Source organism: Luteolibacter algae (assembly GCF_042683045.1).
Taxonomy (GTDB): domain Bacteria; phylum Verrucomicrobiota; class Verrucomicrobiia; order Verrucomicrobiales; family Akkermansiaceae; genus Luteolibacter; species Luteolibacter algae.
The window spans coordinates 1-22,355 of the sequence record NZ_JBHUIT010000017.1 but is presented as its reverse complement, the minus strand read 5'-3'; the positions used below and the strand labels follow the sequence as shown (position 1 = coordinate 22,355).

24 protein-coding genes are annotated in these 22,355 nt (G+C 56.4%); 12 read left to right on the top strand and 12 right to left on the bottom strand.

The genetic code is table 11. The annotated features are described in order from the left end of the window. Nucleotides 1-275: 275 nt before the first annotated feature. Both ACFSSA_RS09265 and ACFSSA_RS09260 read left to right on the top strand, forming a co-directional pair. The gene (locus tag ACFSSA_RS09265; RefSeq protein WP_386820159.1) at nucleotides 276-1,559 is read left to right on the top strand and encodes a hypothetical protein; all 1,284 of its coding nucleotides are present in this window, start codon (nucleotides 276-278) and stop codon (nucleotides 1,557-1,559) included. Continuing rightward, nucleotides 1,546-2,985, top strand: coding sequence for an argonaute/piwi family protein (locus tag ACFSSA_RS09260; RefSeq protein ID WP_386820158.1), 1,440 nt, complete (start codon nucleotides 1,546-1,548; stop codon nucleotides 2,983-2,985). The genes ACFSSA_RS09265 and ACFSSA_RS09260 overlap by 14 nt, the downstream gene beginning before the upstream one ends. Before the next feature lie 108 nt (nucleotides 2,986-3,093). Here ACFSSA_RS09260 and ACFSSA_RS09255 read toward each other — a convergent pair whose 3' ends face one another. Next, nucleotides 3,094-3,327, bottom strand: coding sequence for a hypothetical protein (locus tag ACFSSA_RS09255; protein WP_386820157.1), 234 nt, complete (start codon nucleotides 3,325-3,327; stop codon nucleotides 3,094-3,096). Between the two features lie 46 nt (nucleotides 3,328-3,373). Here ACFSSA_RS09255 and ACFSSA_RS09250 point away from each other — a divergent pair, with 46 nt between their 5' ends. From ACFSSA_RS09250 to ACFSSA_RS09220, 7 genes are all read left to right on the top strand, one after another. Further along, nucleotides 3,374-4,036, top strand: a complete 663-nt coding sequence (locus ACFSSA_RS09250) for a toll/interleukin-1 receptor domain-containing protein (RefSeq protein WP_386820156.1) — start codon at nucleotides 3,374-3,376, stop codon at nucleotides 4,034-4,036. 243 nt (nucleotides 4,037-4,279) lie between these two features. Continuing rightward, nucleotides 4,280-5,320 carry an ArdC family protein gene (locus tag ACFSSA_RS09245; RefSeq protein WP_386820155.1) on the top strand — a complete coding sequence of 347 codons (1,041 nt, stop codon included), beginning with the start codon at nucleotides 4,280-4,282 and terminating at the stop codon, nucleotides 5,318-5,320. Next, the gene (locus ACFSSA_RS09240) at nucleotides 5,317-5,772 is read left to right on the top strand and encodes a hypothetical protein (protein ID WP_386820154.1); all 456 of its coding nucleotides are present in this window, start codon (nucleotides 5,317-5,319) and stop codon (nucleotides 5,770-5,772) included. The genes ACFSSA_RS09245 and ACFSSA_RS09240 overlap by 4 nt, the downstream gene beginning before the upstream one ends. A 388-nt stretch (nucleotides 5,773-6,160) precedes the next feature. Beyond that, entirely contained in the window at nucleotides 6,161-7,270 is a 1,110-nt protein-coding gene (locus tag ACFSSA_RS09235) for a ComEC/Rec2 family competence protein (protein WP_386820153.1), read from the top strand. Next, nucleotides 7,267-9,501: a Mov34/MPN/PAD-1 family protein gene (locus tag ACFSSA_RS09230; protein ID WP_386820152.1), complete on the top strand. Its 2,235-nt coding sequence runs from the start codon at nucleotides 7,267-7,269 to the stop codon at nucleotides 9,499-9,501. The genes ACFSSA_RS09235 and ACFSSA_RS09230 overlap by 4 nt, the downstream gene beginning before the upstream one ends. 49 nt (nucleotides 9,502-9,550) lie before the next feature. Next, on the top strand, nucleotides 9,551-10,057 hold the full coding sequence (locus ACFSSA_RS09225) for a hypothetical protein (RefSeq protein WP_386820151.1): 507 nt from the start codon (nucleotides 9,551-9,553) through the stop codon (nucleotides 10,055-10,057). Between the two features lie 141 nt (nucleotides 10,058-10,198). After that, nucleotides 10,199-10,510 (top strand): hypothetical protein, encoded by a 312-nt coding sequence (locus ACFSSA_RS09220; protein ID WP_386820150.1) that lies wholly within the window; start codon nucleotides 10,199-10,201, stop codon nucleotides 10,508-10,510. Here the strand turns inward: ACFSSA_RS09220 and ACFSSA_RS09215 are convergent. Both ACFSSA_RS09215 and ACFSSA_RS09210 read right to left on the bottom strand, forming a co-directional pair. After that, nucleotides 10,502-11,023, bottom strand: coding sequence for a hypothetical protein (locus ACFSSA_RS09215; RefSeq protein WP_386820149.1), 522 nt, complete (start codon nucleotides 11,021-11,023; stop codon nucleotides 10,502-10,504). The genes ACFSSA_RS09220 and ACFSSA_RS09215 overlap by 9 nt on opposite strands. Nucleotides 11,024-11,048: 25 nt before the next feature. Continuing rightward, nucleotides 11,049-11,651: a tyrosine-type recombinase/integrase gene (locus ACFSSA_RS09210; protein WP_386820148.1), complete on the bottom strand. Its 603-nt coding sequence runs from the start codon at nucleotides 11,649-11,651 to the stop codon at nucleotides 11,049-11,051. A 76-nt stretch (nucleotides 11,652-11,727) separates the two neighbouring features. On the opposite strand from ACFSSA_RS09210, the gene ACFSSA_RS09205 reads away from it, so the two are divergent. From ACFSSA_RS09205 to ACFSSA_RS09195, 3 genes are read left to right on the top strand one after another with little or no spacing between them, the layout of a single operon-like run. After that, nucleotides 11,728-12,699 (top strand): hypothetical protein, encoded by a 972-nt coding sequence (locus tag ACFSSA_RS09205; RefSeq protein WP_386820147.1) that lies wholly within the window; start codon nucleotides 11,728-11,730, stop codon nucleotides 12,697-12,699. Between the two features lie 18 nt (nucleotides 12,700-12,717). Then, nucleotides 12,718-12,987: a hypothetical protein gene (locus tag ACFSSA_RS09200; RefSeq protein ID WP_386820146.1), complete on the top strand. Its 270-nt coding sequence runs from the start codon at nucleotides 12,718-12,720 to the stop codon at nucleotides 12,985-12,987. Between the two features lie 5 nt (nucleotides 12,988-12,992). Beyond that, the gene (locus tag ACFSSA_RS09195) at nucleotides 12,993-13,580 is read left to right on the top strand and encodes a hypothetical protein (RefSeq protein ID WP_386820145.1); all 588 of its coding nucleotides are present in this window, start codon (nucleotides 12,993-12,995) and stop codon (nucleotides 13,578-13,580) included. A 37-nt stretch (nucleotides 13,581-13,617) separates the two neighbouring features. On the opposite strand, the gene ACFSSA_RS09190 is transcribed toward ACFSSA_RS09195, so the two are convergent. The 9 genes from ACFSSA_RS09190 to mobF (ACFSSA_RS09150) all read right to left on the bottom strand — a co-directional run bounded on the left by ACFSSA_RS09190 (nucleotide 13,618) and on the right by mobF (ACFSSA_RS09150) (nucleotide 22,103). Further along, on the bottom strand, nucleotides 13,618-14,451 hold the full coding sequence (locus ACFSSA_RS09190) for a hypothetical protein (protein WP_386820144.1): 834 nt from the start codon (nucleotides 14,449-14,451) through the stop codon (nucleotides 13,618-13,620). Nucleotides 14,452-14,566: 115 nt separating this feature from the next. Next, the gene (locus tag ACFSSA_RS09185; RefSeq protein ID WP_386820143.1) at nucleotides 14,567-15,793 is read right to left on the bottom strand and encodes a type II toxin-antitoxin system HipA family toxin; all 1,227 of its coding nucleotides are present in this window, start codon (nucleotides 15,791-15,793) and stop codon (nucleotides 14,567-14,569) included. Nucleotides 15,794-15,795: 2 nt separating this feature from the next. Next, a complete protein-coding gene (locus ACFSSA_RS09180) occupies nucleotides 15,796-16,005 on the bottom strand; it encodes a helix-turn-helix transcriptional regulator (RefSeq protein ID WP_386820142.1) in 210 nt (69 codons plus the stop codon). A gap of 136 nt (nucleotides 16,006-16,141) precedes the next feature. Continuing rightward, nucleotides 16,142-16,534 carry a hypothetical protein gene (locus ACFSSA_RS09175; protein WP_386820141.1) on the bottom strand — a complete coding sequence of 131 codons (393 nt, stop codon included), beginning with the start codon at nucleotides 16,532-16,534 and terminating at the stop codon, nucleotides 16,142-16,144. Continuing rightward, nucleotides 16,510-19,173: a MobF family relaxase gene (gene mobF / locus ACFSSA_RS09170; RefSeq protein ID WP_386820140.1), complete on the bottom strand. Its 2,664-nt coding sequence runs from the start codon at nucleotides 19,171-19,173 to the stop codon at nucleotides 16,510-16,512. Before mobF (ACFSSA_RS09170) ends, ACFSSA_RS09175 begins: the two co-directional genes overlap by 25 nt. Nucleotides 19,174-19,249: 76 nt before the next feature. Then, nucleotides 19,250-19,576 carry a hypothetical protein gene (locus ACFSSA_RS09165; RefSeq protein ID WP_386820139.1) on the bottom strand — a complete coding sequence of 109 codons (327 nt, stop codon included), beginning with the start codon at nucleotides 19,574-19,576 and terminating at the stop codon, nucleotides 19,250-19,252. A 124-nt stretch (nucleotides 19,577-19,700) separates the two neighbouring features. After that, nucleotides 19,701-20,447: a hypothetical protein gene (locus tag ACFSSA_RS09160; RefSeq protein ID WP_386820138.1), complete on the bottom strand. Its 747-nt coding sequence runs from the start codon at nucleotides 20,445-20,447 to the stop codon at nucleotides 19,701-19,703. Nucleotides 20,448-20,472: 25 nt separating this feature from the next. Next, nucleotides 20,473-20,790 carry a hypothetical protein gene (locus ACFSSA_RS09155; RefSeq protein WP_386820137.1) on the bottom strand — a complete coding sequence of 106 codons (318 nt, stop codon included), beginning with the start codon at nucleotides 20,788-20,790 and terminating at the stop codon, nucleotides 20,473-20,475. Beyond that, on the bottom strand, nucleotides 20,787-22,103 hold the full coding sequence (gene mobF / locus ACFSSA_RS09150; RefSeq protein ID WP_386820136.1) for a MobF family relaxase: 1,317 nt from the start codon (nucleotides 22,101-22,103) through the stop codon (nucleotides 20,787-20,789). Before mobF (ACFSSA_RS09150) ends, ACFSSA_RS09155 begins: the two co-directional genes overlap by 4 nt. Nucleotides 22,104-22,355 lie beyond the last annotated feature (252 nt).

Here is a 22,355-nt window from a genome sequence, read left to right as displayed (position 1 = left end):
CGTGCGGCTCAGGCCGGACCATTCCTCCGGCGCTTGCCCTGCACTTCCGGCGGAGAATACCGCCACGTTCCGGGACTTCACGTCCTCGGAATCGTCCGGCCTGAGCCGGGGATTGCAATGCATCGACGAATCCCTAACCTGATTAACGAAAGAACGCATAATCTTGAACGCTCAACCGGCGTCTCACATCGCTTCGCGAAGTCCCACGTGACCGTTCAGATGAACATTTTTCTTTTCTTGGCTGAATCACCGACCCAGAATGCGTCACTTCCTCCATGAGCATCCCACTTCAGGAACAAAAAATCCTCGCTCTCACCTCTGGCGGGGTCTGCGCCTTCCTCGGCTGCGGGGAGGCACTGGTGAACAATGAGGCCAGTGAACCCTCCATCATCGGTCAAATGGCGCACATTGTCGGCCAGCAGCGCCAGGGCCCACGGGGACGCTCCGAAATGTCTGACACCGACAGGGACAAGGCAACCAATCTCGTCCTTCTCTGTGGCAAGCACCATAAGGTGATCGACGATCACCCCCATGTTTACAGCGTTCACGTTCTTCGCCAGATGAAGGCGGACCACGAACAGCGGATCGCCTCAGCCACCCGCCGCCCCAAACCACCTACACCCAAGCCGCTGGTCACGGAAACTGTCCACAGCACCATGCTCCGGGTCTCCCAAATCCCGAAGTTCATTTATTCCGCTCCCTGCGATTACGGCGACCGTCAGAAGCAGGAAGTGGCGAAGCTCTTGAGCTACGACAAGGTCCCACGCGACGAGTCTCTTCCATTTCTTCTGCGGGAGCGGCACATCTTCGCTTTTCAGAACCTCACCCAATACTCCAACCCCTTCTCCAAGGTCGCCAACCCGCTGGACGCTTTCGAAATTCCCATTGAGGACTTCTGCGCCGATCCCGAAGGAAAGCGCCGCTTCGTCAGTCTCCTGAACAGCGCCATCGCCAAACACTGCGGCCATCGGAGAGTCCGTTTCGACCGGGAGCACCACCGCTACTACTTCGTGCCCATCGAGAAGGGCAAGGACCGCACCGAATCCTACCGCACCCTCACCGACCGCAGCACCAGCCGGAACGTCGTGTGGAACCCAAAAAGGAAGAGCACGGGCGAAGGCCGCCCATTCTGGCTTCACCTCGCCGCCGACCTGTCCTTCCACCAAATGGGGGAGAAGGAATGGTGCTTCAGCATCCGTCCCGAACGCCACGTCACCAAGGACGGGGAAACTCCCTACAACCCGAAATACGTGGGGCGGAAGGTAACCAAGCTGAAAGCCCGTATGTTCAACGACGCATACCTTGGTGAAGTCCACTTCTGGCGGGATTTTCTCTCAGGCGGCAAACCCCGCTTCATCCTGAATTTTGGTCGCCAGTCGGCGATCATCGAGACGGAACTGCTGCCGATCGAGGTGGCATGGGAAGGCATCCCTGCCGATACTAAGAGCTTCTCCAACCAGGTTTACGAGGACGACCTATTCTCCTTCGGCGCCCTGCAATCGGCGAGTGGCCGGGATGACAATGAGGAAGAAAACTTTGACGACGATGAAGACGAATAGCAGGAACACGGTGATGAAGCTCGGCAAGCCATCCGTCTCCAGCGAATGGTTCGAGGAGCCGCCCATCACCTTCGCCAACGGTCACGAGCATATCGACCCGAAGGTCGGCATCCCGCTTTACGGCCCGGCTTCGCTCGGAACCTCCCGCCACAAAAACGAGGTTCATATCGGCTTCATCGGCACGGGCGAAGGCATCGAGAAAGCCATGCGCTTTTACGAAGCCTGTTGCGATGGCGTGGATGGCGACGATCAGCACGAACCCTTTCCCGGCTGCAAGGCGGACATCGGCTATCGCTGCGAGTTGAGGATGGATGACGCCTTCAACGAAAAGATCACCCAGATCGAGCTATCCGAACTCCTCAAAATTCGAGAGGGGAAACAGCGTTTCACGGAAACGTTGGAGCTTCTCGTCGAAAAACTCCGCCTCATCACGCAGGAGCACGAACACCCGGTGGATTACGTCGTCGTGGTCGTCCCTCCGGCGATCTACGACAAGTGCCGGGTGGCGGATTACCACCAGAAGGATGTCGGCATGGTTCACCGCGACCTCCGACGGGCATTCAAGGCACGCGCGATGGAATACCATAAGGCTACCCAGCTCATCCAGGAACGCACCATGAGCGCTGATGCAGTTGCCCGCGATCTCGACCACAAATCCGAACGGGCATGGAACCTCTTCAACGGGCTATACTTCAAAGTCGATGGCCTGCCGTGGGGGCCGGCCAAACTGCCACCTGCAAGCTGTTTCGTCGGCGTGAGCTTCTACCGCCCTCTGGGCAGCGCCTCCACCCTTCGCACCAGCCTCGTCCAAGCTTTTGATGAAAATGGCGAAGGGCTGGTGCTGCGCGGCCACAGTTTCCATTGGGACGAAAAGAAGGACGGCAAGACGCCTCACCTCACAGAGGAACATGCCGCCCTTCTCATCGATGATGTCCTGACCCAATACGAGAAGCTGCGCCGCCAGCGGCCTACACGGGTCGTAGTTCACAAAAGCTCTCGCTTTGACCCAGCGGAAACCAGTGGCTTCCAAAGCTCGCTGCAAAAGGTTTCCCAATGCGATCTGGTCGCCCTACGGCCTACCAGTGAAATCCGCCTGATTCGCGCCGGTTCGTATCCAGCACTCCGCGGAACCAGCTTCAATATCGCCGACATCTCGTTCCTATACACCACGGGCTATATCCCGTTCCTTGGCCGCTTTCCTCAGGGGCACGTTCCAAGCCCGCTCGAACTGGCCGATCATATCGGGGATACCTCCCGCTCACAGCTTCTACGCGAAGTGCTGATTCTCACTAAAATGAATTGGAACTCGGCCCGCATGTATGGGCTGATGCCAATCACGGTGCGATTCTCACGATTGGTGGGGGATATTCTTCGAGAAGTGCCTGAGGATGCGACTCCGCACCCGAAATACAAATTTTACGTCTGAATGTTGGAATATTGATAGATTGATGAGCACTAGAACCGGGCGGCACGAAGCGTTGATCGCCCTGCCAGACTTGGGAACTGTCGCGAATTGGCAAAGGTGGACATTTCCCTACCATGTCACCGACTTCGTCAGGCTGAAGTATTGCCTAGCTTCAATGGGGAAATGACTTTCCCCACGGCCTACTTCGTGCGCCCTTCCCCATTCTACCGGGGAAGCCTCCCCGAACCCCTCTCCCACCCCGCCACGCAGATCATGGCCTGTGATCGACTCTCCTTCCTCGGTCGCTCCCATCCATGAACTGCTTCGGCCTGCCGCGTATTCGTGCGGCTCAGAGCGGATCATTCTTCCGGCGCTTGCCCTGCACTTCCGGCAGAGATATACCCCAACCATGAAATCAACCCTCGGCGATGTTTTCGTTAGCTACAGCTCTCCCGATTTGCGAGCCGCCCGGCAATTCGCGGATTGGATCACCAAAGCGGGAATGACCGCCCGTCTAATCGAGCCAGGTGAAGGGGGTGGGAAGAGTTTCCCGGCCGCGATGGGCGAAGCCATCGAGAAGTGCGACCGTCTGTTGGCGGTTTATACCCGGCACTACAAGAACTCCGGGGCCTGCACGGCTGAAATGGAAGGCATGTGGCGGCGCGACCCTGACGGCAAGCTCGGGCGCATCCTCATCGTTCGACTCGACGACACCGAGGTGCCCGCCCTGTTCGCTACCCGGGATTACTGGGATTTTACGAAGATTCTAGTCGAGGATGTGAAGGGAGAATTTCTCCGTCGCCTCCAGACACTTGAGCCGATCCGTCCTCGACGGAAGGTTGCAAAGGGGAAGAAGGCGGCCCCGACACCCGAACTCGCTACACCAGACTCCGCTTCCTCTCCCGGAATGAACATGAACGTCTCCGGCACCGGCCATCGGATCAACCAAGCCGGCGGGGATATTCACGAAACGCACTACCACACTCCCAAGCCTCCGGCGCTTGCCCTGCACTTCCGGCGGAGAATACCGCCACGTTACGGGACTTCACGTCCTCGGAATCGTCCAGACTGACCCGGTGGAGTAAACCGACGAACCAGTCTGGACGAACGGGTTTGTTCCAGGGGCCCTGCCCCTCGCGCCGTCAAGGGCACCCAAGTTTCGCTGCGCTGCAACCCGGGATCCCACCCTTGACCGCGCACACCCCGATCTCGCCGATGGGCAAGGTTTCATGCTTTGGCCCATGAAGACCTGTGGCAACGGAATCAAGACGCACATCAGGACGGACGAGGCAGGTAACGCAGGGGGGGCTTCCCTATGTCACGGCGTCGCGTCAAAGATGAGACGAACCCAACAACCGATGGAGCCAAATTGTCAGATCTGTATGAAAAAATCACCAACCGAATCATCGACCAGCTAACCCAGGGCGTCGTGCCGTGGAAATCGCCCTACTTTTCCACAACGGGCATTCCGAAGAACTTCGCGACCCAAAAGGAATACCAGGGAATCAACGTCCTGCTGCTTGGCAGCCAGCGCTTCACATCACCTTACTACCTGACCTTCCTGCAAGCCAAGGAACTTGGCGGCATGGTCCGGAAGGGGGAACACGGTTTTCTGGTCGTCAAATACGGCACCTACACCAAGGATGACGAAAAGGCCCACGAGGACGATCCCGCCAAGCTGCGCGGCTACCTCAAGGGATATACGGTTTTCCACGCCTCGCAAATCGACGGCATCGAGTTCCCGGAGCCTCCGGCCGCTTCCGATCTATCCACCACCGAAAAGACGGATCGCGCCCGTGCGATCATCGAATCCATGCCGCAACGACCTTCAATCAGCGAGGGCAGCGCGGTCCCATGCTATCGCAAGCTGACGGATTCCATCCACATGCCGGAACTCGGCTACTTTACCAACGAGGAGGCTTACTACTCGACGCTGTTTCACGAACTCGGACACGCTACGGGACACCATTCCCGTCTGGCACGAAAATCCTTGATGGATAACAAGGGCTTCGGAGCCACCGGCGACACCGCCCGAAAGACCTACGCAGAAGAGGAGCTGGTCGCCGAAATGACCGCTTCATTTCTCAGTGCCCATGCCGGGATCATTGAGGACGAGCTGGAGAATTCCGCCGCCTACCTGCAAAGTTGGATCAACGCGCTCAGAACCAAGGATGCCAGAAGCTGGATCGTCCGCGCCGCTTCACAGGGGCAGAAAGCCGCCGATTTCATCATGGGCCGAAATCTGAATCTCGGATCAGACGTTCAAACTCCCGACCCGAAACAATCCACAGCCGGCGGTTTCGTCGAAAAGTTGGAAGCCCGCAAATCGAGCAGCCAACAAGGGAGAAGCCGATGACCCTCGATGAACTCCGATCCCAAGCCGCCGAACTTTTCCCCATCGCCGTCGATCATGCGATCAACAAATCGGGCGAAAGTAATGCCGCACTCGATAAACTCAACGCGATGTGCTGGGTGCACTTCGGTTCGCTTGGCTTCGATTGCATGGCTGATTGCTTTGATGCGGTCGTTCCAAAATGCAAAGGCGAGCTGACAATCAAATGTTGGAGCGAAGCCGAAATCAAGGCCCTGCCATGGACGCTTAAAGTCCGTTGCCGGCCATTTCATCATGCGGAGCACTTCGCGCATCTGGAAGTTTATCACGACGGGCCGTTACCCAACGTCACGGAAACCGGATACCGCGCCATGTTCGTTCCAATGGCGGCTTTCGCGGACAGAACTCCCGACGATTTCATCCGCAAGGAGGTCTGCAAGGACTTGCCGAAGTCGTCCCAGATGACCTTGTTCTGAGGCCTTGATGAACCTCTCAGGCGACAAAATGACCCGACAATTTGGCGCAACTGAGACAAGATGACGCACCTAGATCGACCCCCTGGGTCATAAATCGATCCCGCGTCTGTGTCAATCGGCTTTGTGAAAAATTTCACAAAGCCGATTTGTTTAAAATTCCTAACCGAAACCGCGAGAACACCCGTGCCGGATCATTGGTATTTTAAAAATATTAGCCAAATCGCAGAGGATTTATTTAAGCCATTTTGTTCACCCGAACATTGGCATGAGGCCTGCGAAATACCCGGCGACAGGCAATGATCTGAATCTGGTTTTTGGATCCGCCTTTCGAACGCCCAAGGGGCCAATCTGGGATCCGCAGGGCGCATCCAAACCAATTGAAATCAACATGGCCACCATCACATTCTATCCGCTCGGCAATGCCGACTGCTGCCTCATCAAAACCGATTCGAATAAGAAGATCCTCTTCGATTTCGCGAACAAGAAGAACCCCGCCGACAAGGACGACAAGCGGATTGACCTGCTGACTGCCGTCCGCAAGGACATCGGTTGGCCGAACATCAAGGAGATCGACATTCTCGCCATCACACACGGCGACGACGACCATGTCTGTGGAATCTGCGACGCATTCCATCTCGAATCCCGGTCGGACTGCCAGAGCGACGACCACATCAAGTTCAAGGAACTGTGGATACCGGCAAATCTCCTGACAGAGGTTGGGGCCAAGGACCATACCCGTGTCATCCGGCAGGAGGCCAGGCATCGCTTTAAGAACGGATCGGGCATCCGGGTGTTCTCGCGTCCCGACGCGCTCGATCAATGGTGCCGGGACAATGAAATTGATCTCGAATCCCGCAAACACCTGATCACCGATGCCGGTCGCCTGGCTCCAGGTTGGAACCTCGACAAGGAGGGCATCGAGTTCTTCGTCCACTCCCCTTTCGCCCATCGCCAAGACGACGGCTTGATTGACCGCAACGGCAATTGCCTCGTCATGCAGGCTGTTATTCGCTCCGGCTACCGGGACACTCGGTTCCTGATCACCGCGGATTCGATCTCGGAAAACTGGCAGGAGATCGTCCGGATCACCAGAGCCCATGGGAACGACGACCGCCTTGCCTGGGATCTTCTCAAGATTCCCCACCACTGCAGCTACCTCTCCATGAGTGACGAAATCGGAGAGCGGGAGACAAAGCCCACACCCGAGTTCAAATGGCTGCTGGAGCAGGGCAATGACCGCGGAACGCTCGTCTCTACCAGCAAACCCATCCCCGCCGAGAGCGAGAGCTTGCCTCCTCACGTCGAGACTTTCCGGACCTACAAGAAAGCGGCGGAAAAAATTAACGGCAGGATCTACGTAACAATGGAGCATCCCACCAAGGCGAACCCGAATCGCCTGCGCTTCGATGTGACGGGTGCCGGTCTTGTCCCTCCGCAGAACACCAGTGCGGCAATCATTCCCGCCGTGGTTTCCACCAATGCCCCCAGAAACGGATGACCGCCCAGGGACTTGCATCGCTTTTCGGGGAACCGTGTTCGGAAGAAGGCTTCGGGAGTATTTACTCCCGGGCTTTTACCGGATTCCTCAAAGGTCCAGACGTCAACGGCACAGCGCGGTTGCTGTCGTGCCATACCTCCGACGCGATGGAAACCGTCGTCTTGGAAATCGACGTCGTATTGCCACAGCATCCCATCGCCGACATCCGCAGCAAGGAAGTTGTTGCGTGCCGATTCCGAACCATACGTGACGAGCGCCCCGAGGTGCTCGCATTGAGGGCGGACTTCCCGAGATTACCCCACCAGAATCTACAACCTGCCAACTCGCCAAGATCTCTTTGTTTGAGCCCAACTTCATGGGACGAGTCGAAGCACCTCTGGTCGCCATCCGCATTTCTGGAGCATATCCGGAGCTGGCTGGCGCGGGCGGCAAGCGGCACGTTGCATTTGCGCGGCCAACCACGCGAGCCACTCCTCGCCTCGCCCCAAGGATACCTAATCCTCCCGTCCAACGCCACGTTTGAGGAAGTCGACAAGCTTTTCGTCTCCGGTGATTTCGATTCCTCGCCCATGATGATGTGGGGAACGAGAACACGTCCGGATGAACAGCCTGGCAAAGGTAAATTCAAAGTGATCCGCCTTGAGATGCCGCCCCGAGAGCATGGCTTGATAGAAACACTTCCTGATACCCTCGCCGATCTGGAGATTCTGTGCCAATCCGCAGGTTATGGCCTAACAAACGAGTTAGCGAAAAAGGTCAAGGAACTCGCACCAGCCGGAAATGTCGCCAGATCGGATTTTTCATTCCAGATTCTCCTCGCCCTCCATCTTCCGGTGACCGGCAAAGAGCACCCGGAAATCACTACAAGCGAGGAATGGGTCTTCATGATTGGTGAAGCATTGGCCTTGGGAGAAGCTCTTGGCGTCATTGTCTCAAGCAGTGGCTTGGTAGGTCCAGCGATCATCCCGCAACCCCCATCACGGAAACGGATCGAAGACATCCAGGTGCTCACCATCGCACCCTTCCGGCGGCTCAACGAACAACGCGCGCTCGCTTCCAACGGATTGACGGTTCGTTACCCGTCGGTTGCTGTGATCGGTGTCGGCTCGTTGGGCTCCAAATGCCTCGAAATTCTGGCGAGGCAGGGCATCTCGAAAGCAACCTTGATCGATGCCGACCGCTTCTTTCCCCACAACACTGCCAGACACGTCCTCTTCGGTGATGCAGTCGGCTACAAAAAGGCGGATGCGTTGTCACACTTGCTGGGAATGAGACACGATCCCGGCGCGGATCCCGATGATTCAGGCTTCAAGTTCATCACCGAAAAATTCGGCCCGAACCCCAGTGAGGAACTGAACTCGGCCGTCAACCGTGCTGGATACGTGCTCGATTTTTCCGCGTCGGTTGCTGTCGCCCGCGAACTTGCCGCACGGGACGACGTGTCCCGGTGCTTCTCCGCGTTCATCAATCCCGGTGCCGACACGCTTTTTGTTCACCGGGAGGATGCCCGGCGGGCCGTCAGACTCGATTGGCTCGAGGCGATCACCCTGCGGGCCATCGTAGAGGATCCGCGCCTTGGGCACGCTTATTCCCGCAATGGTTCCGAGATTTGGTATGGAGGGCCGTGCCGTGAAGTGTCCACGGTGCTCCCGAATCAAAACGTCTCGATCTTCGCCGCGGCCGCGGCGGGGCTTTTCACCAACCATCATCCTTCACCGGAAGCCGGTTGCTCGGCCCTCCATCTTTGCCCGGAAACCATGGGGCTCACCAGCGTTCCCATCCATGTTACGACTCCCGAAACGGTCGAAATCAACGGCTGGAAAGTGAGATTCGACGCCAAGCTGGTCGATTCGATGCAAGCGATGCGCCTTGTCGGCCTCCCCAACGAAACCGGTGGAGTGCTCTTCGGGGTTCTGGACCGGGAGCGCAAAACCTGCTCCGTCGTGATGGCTTCGCCTTCCCCCCCTGACAGCCGTTCCTGGCCAGATGCCTACATCCGAGGTTCATCCGGCCTCAAGCAGCAGGTGGACCACGTTGGTGAACTCACCGCCGGCCAATTACAATACGTCGGGGAATGGCATTCCCACCCTCCGGGCCACTCGAACCGCCCGAGCCAGCTGGATCGGGAAGCCCTCGAAATCCTCCGCCAAATCATGGCTCGCGAAGCCCTGCCTGCCATTGCCTTCATCATCGGAGAGCAAAACAAGCCGCATGTCTCCGTAGGATGGTGACTCACCTCCGCCCTTCTATGCTTCTCCACAACCGACTCTCCTGCCTCCCATGAATCCGGAAAACTCCTCACGATACCAGTTGTTCGGCGTTGCCGCCTACCTCGTTCTGTTCGTCGGTGCCCTGGCCTGGGTGCTGGTAATCACCCTCCTCGAATCGAGTCCGGCTTGGATCCGCGACAACGCTCTCGCCGTGCGGTGTGGACTCTCGGGTGGCCTCGGCGGAGCCATTTATCTCCTACGCGCGGTTTATCTCCGCTGCTGCGTGTATCGCGATTGGACAAGCATCTGGATTCCTTGGTATCTGATCCGCCCTTTGATTTCCACCCTGTGCGGCATCGTTGCTTTCGTCTTTCTTTCCGCTGGTCTGATGATCCTTGACGCTGCAAGGGCAGACGGCGGGAACGAATTCGGCTTCTACGCTCTTGCTATCCTTGCAGGCCTGAACGTCGATCGTTTCATTCTTCGGGTTGAGGAGGTCAGTAAAGCGACCTTCGGTATCGAGAAGTCCAGAACGGCAGAAAAATCGAGCAACAAAGATTCCTCAGACTCAACATAAACCAAGAGTCCCGGAGCCCTACTCTCCCGATTCTATTCAGGCAATTTGCCGCTTACTCAGTCCACTCCTATTCTCTCAGTGGAAACCTTTCGCCGGTTTCCAATCGTCATGCATGCCGTTGCATCTGTAGCTTCTCCCCCAATGGATACTTTCGTCAACCGAACCCTTCTCCTGCTGAAACCTTCCAATCTGATCTGGATCATAACCCTATCCCTTGGCGTCTACATTCTGATCAGTGGAATCGGTGCGATCGCGATGGCGAATCTCTCCTTCGGCGATTCGCCGGTCATGAGGCCACTTGAGAATGTGTTCAGGGCAATCTATTCGGACAAGTGGCACAGCGAAGCTCTCCGTGTCGCTGGAAGCGTGGTGACCGGTTACTGGCCCATCGCCGGCAAGCAGCTCAAAAAAGCTGATCGGATGCTCTGCGCTCGCCCCTGGCGCTCACGCTGAAACCCGGAAAACCAGCACCTCGATTCCCAGCGCGGCTCCTTCTTCCACCACGCGTTCCAACTCGGATTCCTGTTGAGCCGTCACGCCTTCTTCTGGGACGAACCATTCCAAGACACGCTGGCATTGCGGATTCTCAACCGCCCAATGAAGGTGGTAGGTTGCCTTCTTCCGGTGATCCATCCGGATCTCCCCTTGGTATTCAGCCAGCTTTCTGACGAAGCGCATGCCGATCCGGTAAACGCTCCCAGATCGGACGTAAGACGGTAGCCGGACATCCGTCGATTTGTGGCTGACGATCCGGCAAAGTCCATCGGTTCGGTCAATCGCCTTCGAATTGAACGGAATGTTCTGACCTCGAATTCCATCGATCATCGCTCCGGCAGACAACCGGTTGATCCGCCAGAACCCCTTCCCCAAGTCCACTCGCCCACCGATTCTCATCACTGGCACATCATTCCCGACTTGAAACAGAATGCAGGGAAAGTGTTGCAGCAGTCTGGCTTTTTCGGCCATCCGTAGCAAGCCGGAAGCTCCGATTTCACCAAGTTCTTTTGATCAGTTCGCGTTCCTCGTCGTCCCGCACTGCCAGGTAGATTGCCGTCGTGCTTGGGTCCGCGTGCCCCATCCAGCGCTGGATGACGTTCACCGGCACCTTGCCCAGCGCTCCGCGCACGCCGAAGCCGTGTCGCAACCCCTTTGTCGTGGCGTGAATTCCCGCGATTCCAGCGTTGTTCATGACGCCTTTGATGATGCGCCAGCCGGTCGTTCGTGAAAAATCCCACAGGCGTCCGCTTCCTGATTCGGTCGCGAGCAACCGCAGCTCTTTGGCGAGTCGATCAGGCACGGGAACCCGGCGCGTCACAACTTTGCCGCGCTTCTTGAGGCAGCGGATACAAAGCAGTGATTGCCCGTGGTCGATGTCCTCTCCAGTAAGCTTGAGCGCCTCGGAAATCCTGCACCCCGTGAAGTGGATCACCTCACAAAAAAGCCGCCGCGACTTGGCCAGCTTTGAGGAAATTCGGAGAAACTTCACGCTCTCCGCCTTGGTGAGGTATTTCCGCCGTCCATCCGAATCATAGGCGCTTTTCGTCCCTTCCTGCATCGCTCCTCCATGAAACAAAATCCCTGCATTCTGGTTCATGAATACCCCCAATTCATTAATATTTCGTTACTTGCGGAACCTTTTTCTCGGAATATTTCTGGTTGGATTCAGTCACTTGAGCCTCAAGGCCGAAGAAGCGGCACCATACTCCCCTCACTTCAATCCGGCTAACGGCTTCAAGCCAGCTCAACGCAGCCTGACCGACGTTTTCCTCCAAATGGCTGGCAGCTTCGAGCGTTTCGGCACGCCGGAACCCTACCTTCGTCACGTCATGGCGGAGCATGCCCGGATCGATGCCAGATACAAGCTGGCGACCGGGAAGGAGGTTTCCCGACGCCCGGAATACTTCACCGACGCCTATCTGGAAAACCTGATCGCGACTTGGAAGAAGCTGGCCCCCGTGCTCGATCTTGAAAGCCTCTGCCGTCAGTCGGGGCGCGACATGCGGCTTGCCATTCTTGGCTCTTGGAACAGGCCAGTCAGCGAACTGGTCGCCGATGAACAGCAGCTCAATGACCAGGAGAAAGCCGCCTACCGAGCCTTGCTGAACAAGGACTACTTCTCCAAGACGGACTTCACCGCCCTTGAGGCCTTTTACAAGGGACCACACGACAAGCTCACCGAACAGGGCAAGAACCAGCTCAGCCGCCGCGTCCAGCTTGGAACCCTCCCACCCGAGAAACGCAGGAAAGTCCTCACTGACGGCAAAAGCGGAACCGTCCTCATCGCGGTATTCAATGAACAGCAGCGGAAAACACTGAGCTACCTGGAATCCGATTCCGCCGAGAAAGTGAACTCGGACGATCTCCAGCAATCCCTGATCGACCGGCTCAAACTGAACGAGAAGAACCCCGACACCCATGGCCTTCGCTCCGAAGAGGCGAATGCCATGCGTTTCTCGCACGCTATCCGGGACGCCTACGTGATGCGTCTGGAACATCTTCACAAACAGCCCGTTCCCAAAGAGCAGGCCGACAAGATCGAGAAAGCCCTCGATCTGCTCGTCAAAAACATTCTCGTCGCGGCCCAATCGGAATTCGAAGCAGCCCTCAACGAGGAACTCGCCGACAGCAAAAACAACCACTGAATCACCAACAGCACTAACATGAAACGTCTCCCCTCCATCCTCGCCATGTGCCTCACGGCCATCCCCATCTCATGCGCTCCGATGTCTAACGATAACGCGAAACCTACGGCCGCGGTCGGGGGAGCCGCGCTTGGCGCTGCGGCCGGTGGAATCATCGGGCATCAAAGTGGCAGGGCTGCGGAAGGCGCTGCCATCGGCGCTCTCGGTGGAGGAGTCTATGGCTGGGAAAACGGCGTCAGGCTTCTGGGCGGTGACGGAAGTGTCAAAAACGTGGAAAGAGGAGACTGAAAACCATGAATCTCAAACACCTCACAACCACTCTGATTCTGTGCGCTGCTCTATTTCTCCAAAGCTGTGCCAGCCTGAGCGACGATGCCTTCGCCCATGCGGTGAAAGCCGGGAACCATCGCGAAACGATGCGTCTCATGCAGCCGCATTCCGGCAAGCTCCGGATTCAGGAGATGAACGGCAAGTGGTATAATCCACTGCAATACTCCATCGCCTCCGGCGACAAGGAGGCGTCGTTCGCGCTACTCGAACGCGGTGCGCCCACGCAGTTCGACGGCAAGAGTCTCGCCTACAACGCCGCTCGTGTGAACAGACCGGAGTTGGCTAGCTCATTCGCGGATACCGGTTACGGCTCTCATAGCGACATCAGCCGTGCTCAGGCGGACTCCCGCGCGGAGAGGCAAGCCAATTCAAGGGCGAATGCTGCTGCTTTGGCTATGGGTGTCGTTTTCCTTGCGGCACTAATGGGAGGTGGCTCTTCCAGATCTGGAGGTGGCAGTTGTCGTGTATGTGGCGGAGATGGGATAATGCATGAAGCTTATGGAGGTGCGACATGCAGCAGCTGCGGCGGTTCAGGAGTTGATCAATATTAGCCCTTCGCGTCCATGCTGGCAACGCGGAGACGCGTGACTAAGCCTTGCCTCTGACAGAAGTTTCAGCCGGTCCCTGAACCGTTGGCGTCTCGACGCCTGCGACCCCGCTCACTGGAGAAATACCGGCAAGCGAAAGATCCGCCTCAGCCAGCAGCTCCTGAGGTGAAGCGCTCGATGATTTCTTCTGTTCATCAGCTTTGTTATTGATGGATGAAGAGGAAGCTCTGCGAGCTTCCTCTTCACGAGTATCGGGAGAATACTCGGCGAATGCCGGTCGGCTCAAAATTGCCGATACCGCATTCTTGTTTCTCGCTTCATATTCGCGGACGAAATCCGCCCGATCCTGCGGTGGAATATTTTGAAGGCTGGCGCTTGGTTCGATCTTCCCAGTGAGCTGCAAATACATGCGCTCGGACTCCTTCTCCTTCACTATGTGTGGAAGTTCGTCGAAAGTGTATTCCTTGCGCCTGATACCCGCCCAGATGCGGGCACTCATTTGGTCTTTGCCGCCTTCGCTCAGCTTGTCCCAGCTATTCGCATAGAAGATCTCAAGCTCATCAAAATTCGCCTTGGTGAAGTAGTCCAGTTTCAGGAATCCAGCATACTGCTGTTTCTCGCCCAGACTCAACCGGCTTTCCCTATCGACCAGCGCGGCAACCGCGAGCTGCTCAACCTGATTTGCACCCTTGCGGTGACGTTCCGATAGCTCGCCCTCTGGACGGATCTCGTTCATCCGCGCCTTGGCGTTGCGAAGAAACTCACCAAGCAGATTCGAAGCACCGCCGCCCGCACGACCGTCGTCGATAATCCGTTCAACTTCCGCCACCTGCGATTCCAGCCGGGCATATTCCGCCTTGTCCAATTCGGTCATTCATCCTCCGTTACCACTCAACTATAACACGAGTTTATTACGAATTCGTTACATAGGTCGGAAGAAATCGATCCAATTGAAAAAATGCACTCCCACGCAGATGCCAGCGCGGAATTCACCCTAACGAAAGCACGCGCGCACAGTTTGCCAGAACGACGGGCGAAACTAGCTTCCAGCCCGGCGAGGATTCATCCATTTCCCGGACAATCTTGCTCACGCTCACTGCAAGCGCTTTCAAGCGCTTCCTGGCAACCGCATGACCAACACCCGCATCATCGAAAAACTTCAGCCAGTTCTTCCCGACGACCCGGTCAGATTTCCGCTCGTCTCCGATCTTCATCGCCGATTCCGCCGCCAGCTCCGGATAGGCTTGGGTGCAAACAAGGTCGTAAAGTGGCACCAGCCTCGTCTTTCCGTCATCATAGAGCAGCGAGAAGTTTTTGCCGTGGGCGTCGTTGTTGCCGATCAGGTAGTTGAAGACGACGGCATCGAAAAGACGCAGAACATCAGGCCCCGGCACCGCAGACACAGCGCGGATCAGCTCAAAGCATTTTTTGAGATTCGGGCCACCTTCCTGCTGGTATTTCAATTCGGGAGGGATTCCCAAGGCCTGACAGAAATCCTCCTGATGAAGCCGCTCCAGGCTGTCGCCATCAAGCAACTTGCGATCATAGCGCTCCACTTGCAGGAACCGGGTCGAAACTGCCGCGACAATTTCGACGGGTGCCACCTTAAGCCCGGCGAGCGCTGCCAGTCGCATGCAGAAGAATTCATTCTCCACCAAGCCCTCGAAATGCGGGCCTTGCGGCTTCAGAATGTGGGTGCTTGGCGAACCATTGAGAGGCAGGAAGTATTTCCCGCCGAAAATCGCAATCGCCAGTTTCCCCTGGGCACCCGCCAGTGACAGACGAATCCCCTCCTGCCCCGCAAGCAAAGGCCGCTGGGGCAGCTCCGCAATTTTTCCGGTAAGCTCCTCGGTTGAGATTTCACGGTAGCTTGCCGAACCGGCCATCGGCAGTTCCCCGGATGGCATCAGGCTGACAGCTCCTGCACACTCGCCACCGATTCGCTCAAGAATGGCGAAGTCGTTCTTGTCGCTCACTCCGAAAGCCTTAGCGATCAGCTCGCGACTGGTTTCTTCGGGCAGCAAGCCGGCAAAAAACGGGCGGCATTCATTGCGCCGATAGGACTCTCTTCGAAGCGGTAACGAAATCGAAAGCGGCACCGCGTCTTCGGCGTTGAGCCATTCTTCCGAGTAGGAAAACCAGAGCGATCCGGAATCATCCTGTTCCAGTCGCCCCACCAGCCGCTCTTTGAGAAACACATCCAAGGTTCTGCCCATCTTCACGCTCCTTTGTGGGTGGTGATTTGAATCTCAAGGCCCAGGTTCGTCAGGACTGAAAGCGTCTTGCCCAGCTCACAGCTTGGTTTGCCGTTTTCCAGATCGCTGATGAAGCGCACTCCCGTGCCGGACACCATCGCCAGCTCGGCTTGGTTCATCCCGAGCCGCTTGCGCCACGCCTTAATCTCTTGGCCGATTCTCTGTGTCGTCATTTTCACCTCCAATTTCATTCCCGTGCGGTAACAATATCAGGAATCTGGAGGAAAATCAACCTATTTATTCCCGAACGGGAACAAGCTAGGCACGCAAGGCTGAATGCGCCTATTTATTCCCGAACGGGAACTATTTTCAATGGATGCCTTGAGACGATCCGGCAAGTCCGGTCAGGATGATTTTGCGAATATGCGCCTTGTCTGAGAACCGATCCTCTGGAAATTCGGTCGCCGATTCCCGGAGAAACGACACCCGGTGATCCGATAAGGCGTGATGAATCGCTTGGAGGCGCTCCCCCTGCACCACGACGCTGCATCTCGCGAACTCCAGGCGCAAACCTCCGGCAATCAGGTGAATGCCGTGCAGGTGCGAGTAGCTGGCCGAAAAGCGTGTTCCATCGCGTTTGATGAAGGTGATCATCTTGGCACGCCCCCGTAGTCCTACGATTTCGCAATCGCCCTCAATCGCCAACCCGGCACGCTTGTCATTTCTTACCTCTACTCTCATCGCCCCCCTTGCTCGTAACATCCCACCAACTCGATTTCCTCGACCCGGTCGATTACCAGTTCCTCCTCTCGCAAGTTATTCTGGGAGAGCCCAACGAGCGCGAATTCCGTCGCCAGCAGTCGCTGATCGGATTTCGAAACCGCTTCAAGCAGATCCGCCTTGCTGTCGGTCCAGATCGAAATTCCATCCCGTCCACGCGAGGCACTCACGTAGAATTGCTCCAGGCTCGATGCCCTCAAACTGGCGGTATTCTGGCTGATGATCACTTTATCCGCAGTTTTACCCTGGCTACTGTGACTAGTGGAAACGTAACCATGGTCAAACAGGCCGCTGTCCATTCGGACGCGATGCCTACCGTTTAAAATCAACGTCTCTTCCCGTATCGCCGTCACCTCATAGACGGTTCCGTTGTGAAGTCGTTTGCCATCAAACGACGCCGAGTTTTGAAGCAAGCGCAGCTTGTCACCAACCGACACGCCGATTTCCTCGCTGCGGAAGATCCCGTAATGCGCTGCAACGTCCAGATTCAGAAGCTGCTGCTCGGTCTCTCCGGCTTTGGCAATACTCACCTCTCGCCCTTCAATGCCGCAAATTGTGAAGACACCGCCCTTCCGGAAACCTCCCTTGGCATTCTGATGGAATCTCACCACGTCACCTACTTCGAAATACTGTGACATCGCCCGCTCCGCCGCAGTCAGATTGCGGTTTCGATGCACCGGAATCTTGATGTCCTCTTCGCCCAGTTTCCCGTGAGCCTTGAGCGTCTGCCGAATCTGCCGGGTGACCATTCGTCCCTCGAAATGCGTCGGCGACACAACCAGAACTGATTTGTGCCTGGCCAGGCTATCCACGTAGTCACCTGCCACTTGCTGGATTTGCTCCGAAAACCCGACGCTCTCATGAATGACACCGAGGCGATCCAGCATCATGAATCCCTGATCCACACTGCCCTTGCTGATTGCCTCGACCGCCTCACGATAGAATTCCTTGCGCTGACGATAAATCGTCCGCGTTTGTTTCACCACGACCAAGCCGCTTTCCGCGACCAACCGTAATGCGTCGCCACGCTGTACACTGTGATGCTGAAAACGGTCTCCACTCAGAATCACTTTCGAGTCCTGCTCGTCGGCGATCTTGAAAAGCCGGTTCATTTCACGCACGGACAGCAAACCCGCCTCATCCACCCACAGCACGCCGCCACGGGTCGATTGCTGGAGCTTCCGATTCACGAGCAATTGCTGGATCGTTTCAGCATTGAAAAATCCCTCACCACGCAGCACTTCATGGCTGGCTTGGGAAGTCGGGGCGAACGTGAAGACCTGCCGCCCTACCGATTCCATCGCTGAAACAGCAGCTTTCATCATGCTTGTTTTCCCGGTCCCCGCCTTCCCTTCCACGACGATCACCCGATCCGTGGAATCCAATATCGCCCTCACAGCAGCACGCTGATCGGAATCAAGACCGGTGGCATCGAAGGGACGACCAGACGCAATCGCCAGGCCCTGACTCCGCGTGCGCTCCAGGAAACCGATGACTTCCTTTTCCTCCTGCAAAACCGCCTCCGTAGTCGTGTAAATGGCTTGCTGCCGCTCATGACTGATGAGGTCGCTTCGTTGCGCCATTTCACCCTGGATCTCTTCCACACTGCACGACCCGAGCGAAAACTTGAACGCGTGTACTAATAACCGGCGATGCTGAATCACGCTTTGGCGCTCCAATCCTGTCTCAATCGCCAGTTCCACCGCTTTCCCCGCCGGAACACCGGAGCACTTTCCGAAATACTCCCGATACTGCAGGGCCTTGCGGTCGATTCGTTCACGCCACTCCTTCCGCATCGCCTTACCGCTCAGGCCTTTGATTTTTGAAGTTCTGGTCAGTGAGGCGAGCTTGTCCTTGGCCTTGTCGTTGCCGGAAATCCCCAGCAGCTCCGCCATTTCTTCGATCTCCTGAGCTCTGCGGGAGAATCGCCTGATATTCTCCTCACCGACGCCCATCACCTCAAATCCAAGCCGTTTCCCTTCGATTCCGTAGCCAAGTCGCCGCAACCCCATCGCAAGTTTGCTATGGAACATCGCCTCGTAGTACGGTGCGTCCCTCTTGATGTGGAAAAATTCACCCGCCTTGAACCGCAATTCTTCAGTATCAAAGGTGGCGTTGAAGCAGTAGCAATGGCAATGCAATGATGGGTCGCTCAATCCTTCCACCGGACGTGCCGTGTGGTGTGTGAACTCCGCCCAAACCAGATTGCCGGTTCTTCTCTGTGAAACCGCACCATCCCGCCTAACTCGCGCATGGGCGTCCGCCTCGATGCTGCCCATCGTCTCACGCACAGCATTCTGGAACACCGTTAGAATCCGTTCATCGCCCAAGATCTCATGCAGGATCGAAACCGACTTCGGGGCAGAGAAAGTCATGTCGTAGCCCACCTTCCGATCCAAATCCTCACGAGGTTTGAGCTTCGCTCCCGTTTCAGGGCGCCGGTTCTCACACAGCGCCTCAAATTGCTCGCGTTCAACTTCCCCACTCAGCCCGAGCATCACGGCCGCTTTCCCGCTCCACAGGCCCTTGCCTTCCTCAGAATAGTAGTCTCCCTCCCGCAAGCCGGAGGCGTAGTAGGATTTCGCGGCGTCAACGGATTGGGACTGGAAAATTCGGAGCATCCTCCGCTTTTACCGCTCGCCAGTGACATACGGCAGTCCCTCTCCACACGCTGACCTTCGATCTCTGGAATAGAAATCATAAGAATCGAATCGTGAACGGCGGGAATTTCTCGCCGCTGATCGAGAGATCCTTTCGTTCTTTATCGTAGCGGAAAGTTTCCCAACGCGGCTTGAAGCTGGATACAAAAATACCAAAGCTTCTGATTGTGTGGTCGGGTTCTATATACGGCAAATCTCCTGCCCTCTCATTCCGAAAAATGACGGAGGTATTTCCAAGAATTTGTATACCGTTCGGCCCGACAAAGCCGACATCGACTTCATGTGCTACGAAATCTGCCGGAATCTCCAGATCACGGATGCATTCTAACAAAGCTTGTCCTGAGTAAGTTTCATGATCGTTCATGGTCGCCGAAGAATTTGCCGCAGACTCTCTGCAGCATCCAGTGTTTCTTCGGAATCCACCCACATTTTCCCATTCAGACATCTCCTCTTAGCCCTGCTAAGATGCTGCCATCAATTTGCTCAGATCAGCGATAGGAAGGGTTGCCGAAGCTGTCCCAGTCGGAATATCCCGCACCAATTCGCGGCTTCGCCGGTGCGGGGCAGCAAGCGGTGAGGAATTTCATCACCTCGGTATCGTCCACCGGGTTGGCCCAGAGCCAATGGCACGCATACTCGCTCAGACTTGGCGCGGCTTCGTTCCGGAAAAAGTATGCCTCGATTTGCGTAAAGACTCCATAAGCACGCTCTGCCACGGTCTTTCCGGTCTGGTAGAATTCTCTTCCCTTTACTTTCTGGGCTTCTCGTTCAGCAAATTCCATCGTCCGAAGCACTTTGGCTCTCCATCTAGAAGAGATCATCCTGTAAGGCTCCAAAAGCGAAATGAGCTTCACGCTCGGGCGAGTCGACACATATTTCCCTCCCTTCAGCCACGAATCCGTGCAGGTCCAACCCATCCGTTCGGCCACTTCAAAGGCCTCTCCGTAGGTCAGCGCATAGCAGACCTGATCTTTGCCGTCGTTGAGATGCCAAACGTAAACGATAAGCAGGTTGAGAATCTTCTCATACTTCCGATCCAGTCCGAAGGACGCATTGCTCGATGCCTTGAGTTGAAGCGGGCACGCCGAAAACTCCTCCAGGTTTTCGTCGATATCCAAATATGCGATCATATCGACCCCTCGATCCCTTTCTGGCGCGGCCACTTCGAGTCCCGCTTTGAGAAGCTCGGCGGCCAGGTAGTGTCGGCCAATTAACTCGATTTTCTGGGTGTCCATTTGCTTCTGGAAAGTATTTCTCACCCTACCCGTCGTCCTGCAAGCGCGGAATCTCTCCTATGGTGATGGCTTCGATCCTGCACTGTTTCGCATCGGCTTCGCCCCCAACTTTCACTTCCCGGACATCCTGGAGCTGGATCAAGCGCCAAAGCACCTCTAACAGATTTCCTTCGACCGTCACGATCCGATCCCCGAATTCAAGTGTGATCCGGTCATTTGAAATTCGCGCCGAACTGAATGCCGACCAAGGAAGCATTGTCGCATTCCCCCCGACCTTGAAGCAAACCGTCGGGCAACCCTGCATTACCTCAAAGGGTTCATCGATTTCTAATTCCCTCATCATCGGCGCGTGGCGGTTCTCAGGCTTCTCGCAATGATCGAGGCCGGATGCCCACGCAGAGCTTGAGCCACGTTGAGGCCACGCTTCATTTGTCGGAGAAGGCGTTGCCGTTCCTGATCATTTTTCCATTGTTGTTTCTTCCCCTTGCCCTTCGTGGTGGCCCGCGCTTCGGATTGCGCCGGGCCTGCGGACTCATGCCGTCTCCGGGGCGTCTCGGCCGAGGATTTCACGAGCTTCGCCCTCTCCGTTTCGCCGGCATCAATGTGCGGACGTTCAACCTCTTCCACCTGTGATAACCGATTCACCGCGCACGCCTTCCGCGCCCTTGCCACCGTCAATTCCAACTCACGCCGCTCCACTTCTGAAAGCTGATTCAACTGCCCCTGCCGTACGGCTGCTGTGGAAGTCCTTTTCAAGCTCGCCGACCGCCAGTCCTTCACGAACGCCTCCGTTTCAACCCGTGACGGATTGCGCTGAAACTCTGCTTCGAATTCTCTGACGAAACGCGCCTTTGCCGCCGACTTCCCTTCCTTGATGAACGCCTCGATCCGCTCCTTGCTCGCCTCGCGCTGAAACAGCTCGCGGTAGCGTTGTTCGAATTGTCGCCTCTGGGCACTCCGCTGTGAAAAGCGCTCCTCCAGCTCTTGACTCACCCCTTCAATCCGGAATCCCCCATTCGCTCTGGAAACTTTGTAGCCAAGACTTTCCGCACGCCGTGCAAGATCGTCATGGAACATCGCCCGAATGCTCTGCTTGCTGGCCTCCAACATCACCCGTGGTTGAAGTGCCATCCAGCGCTGCTGATCCTCATCGAAACTCACATTGGCGATCACCAGATGTGTGTGGAGCTGCGGCCCAAGCATCCGACTCGAATCGTGATGAAATGCAGCACATGCCACGTTCCCAGTGGTTTTGATTGCCTCTGTTCTCACCATCTCCCCCGCTCTCACCCTGACGGCGGCGTGCATCTCAAGTTCGCTCAATACAAATCGGCTCGATTCGTGGAACGCATTCACCAGCCTCTCATCCTGTCCGACTATCGCCGCAATGCTGAACGCCTTCGGAGCCGAGACGACGATGTCATGAAACGCCACCTTGTGCATTCTCGGAGTGAGTTTCTCACCCGTGAACGGATGCCGGTTCGTGCGCAGTGACTCAAAATGCTCCTCCTTCACCACGCCGCGCAGGCCGAGTTTCTCAGCCCCTTTCCCAAGCCAATACCCTTCCACCCGCTCTCCCTCCGAATAATAGTCATTCGCCGAGAGGTGCCGTGACAGGTATCCCGCACCGTTGCGAATTTGACTTATCGTGATCATTCAAGAGTTCATGCGCGAAGCCCGGCGATCTTGCCCATCTTCAGAAGAGCCCGCGCTCGCTCACTTTTCATTCTGCCCCCCTTCTCGAGCTGGCTTCTTCGCATCATGCTGGTTTCTTGAGATAGCCATCAGTTTCCGGTTTACTCAATTCGCCTCCGGTCTGCTTCATATCCACTACGAACCAAGTATCAATCGCCGATACTGGCCTGACCCCATTTTCTGGACAGTTCTAAACTAGAGCTAACGTGGCTG

Excerpts from the sequence above, each read along its gene's own strand:
- ACFSSA_RS09195 (WP_386820145.1), top strand. The coding sequence starts at position 12,993 with ATGAATCTCAAACACCTCACAACCACTCTGATTCTGTGCGCTGCTCTA.
- ACFSSA_RS09260 (WP_386820158.1), top strand. The coding sequence starts at position 1,546 with ATGAAGACGAATAGCAGGAACACGGTGATGAAGCTCGGCAAGCCATCC.
- ACFSSA_RS09230 (WP_386820152.1), top strand. The coding sequence starts at position 7,267 with ATGACCGCCCAGGGACTTGCATCGCTTTTCGGGGAACCGTGTTCGGAA.
- ACFSSA_RS09235 (WP_386820153.1), top strand. The coding sequence starts at position 6,161 with ATGGCCACCATCACATTCTATCCGCTCGGCAATGCCGACTGCTGCCTC.
- mobF (WP_386820136.1), bottom strand. The coding sequence starts at position 22,103 with ATGATCACGATAAGTCAAATTCGCAACGGTGCGGGATACCTGTCACGG.
- ACFSSA_RS09180 (WP_386820142.1), bottom strand. The coding sequence starts at position 16,005 with ATGACGACACAGAGAATCGGCCAAGAGATTAAGGCGTGGCGCAAGCGG.
- ACFSSA_RS09185 (WP_386820143.1), bottom strand. The coding sequence starts at position 15,793 with ATGGGCAGAACCTTGGATGTGTTTCTCAAAGAGCGGCTGGTGGGGCGA.
- ACFSSA_RS09225 (WP_386820151.1), top strand. The coding sequence starts at position 9,551 with ATGAATCCGGAAAACTCCTCACGATACCAGTTGTTCGGCGTTGCCGCC.
- ACFSSA_RS09265 (WP_386820159.1), top strand. The coding sequence starts at position 276 with ATGAGCATCCCACTTCAGGAACAAAAAATCCTCGCTCTCACCTCTGGC.
- ACFSSA_RS09215 (WP_386820149.1), bottom strand. The coding sequence starts at position 11,023 with ATGGCCGAAAAAGCCAGACTGCTGCAACACTTTCCCTGCATTCTGTTT.
- ACFSSA_RS09165 (WP_386820139.1), bottom strand. The coding sequence starts at position 19,576 with ATGAACGATCATGAAACTTACTCAGGACAAGCTTTGTTAGAATGCATC.
- ACFSSA_RS09160 (WP_386820138.1), bottom strand. The coding sequence starts at position 20,447 with ATGGACACCCAGAAAATCGAGTTAATTGGCCGACACTACCTGGCCGCC.
- ACFSSA_RS09240 (WP_386820154.1), top strand. The coding sequence starts at position 5,317 with ATGACCCTCGATGAACTCCGATCCCAAGCCGCCGAACTTTTCCCCATC.
- ACFSSA_RS09220 (WP_386820150.1), top strand. The coding sequence starts at position 10,199 with ATGGATACTTTCGTCAACCGAACCCTTCTCCTGCTGAAACCTTCCAAT.
- ACFSSA_RS09190 (WP_386820144.1), bottom strand. The coding sequence starts at position 14,451 with ATGACCGAATTGGACAAGGCGGAATATGCCCGGCTGGAATCGCAGGTG.
- ACFSSA_RS09250 (WP_386820156.1), top strand. The coding sequence starts at position 3,374 with ATGAAATCAACCCTCGGCGATGTTTTCGTTAGCTACAGCTCTCCCGAT.
- ACFSSA_RS09245 (WP_386820155.1), top strand. The coding sequence starts at position 4,280 with ATGTCACGGCGTCGCGTCAAAGATGAGACGAACCCAACAACCGATGGA.
- ACFSSA_RS09175 (WP_386820141.1), bottom strand. The coding sequence starts at position 16,534 with ATGTTACGAGCAAGGGGGGCGATGAGAGTAGAGGTAAGAAATGACAAG.
- ACFSSA_RS09200 (WP_386820146.1), top strand. The coding sequence starts at position 12,718 with ATGAAACGTCTCCCCTCCATCCTCGCCATGTGCCTCACGGCCATCCCC.
- ACFSSA_RS09210 (WP_386820148.1), bottom strand. The coding sequence starts at position 11,651 with ATGAACCAGAATGCAGGGATTTTGTTTCATGGAGGAGCGATGCAGGAA.
- ACFSSA_RS09155 (WP_386820137.1), bottom strand. The coding sequence starts at position 20,790 with ATGATGAGGGAATTAGAAATCGATGAACCCTTTGAGGTAATGCAGGGT.
- ACFSSA_RS09255 (WP_386820157.1), bottom strand. The coding sequence starts at position 3,327 with ATGATCCGCTCTGAGCCGCACGAATACGCGGCAGGCCGAAGCAGTTCA.
- mobF (WP_386820140.1), bottom strand. The coding sequence starts at position 19,173 with ATGCTCCGAATTTTCCAGTCCCAATCCGTTGACGCCGCGAAATCCTAC.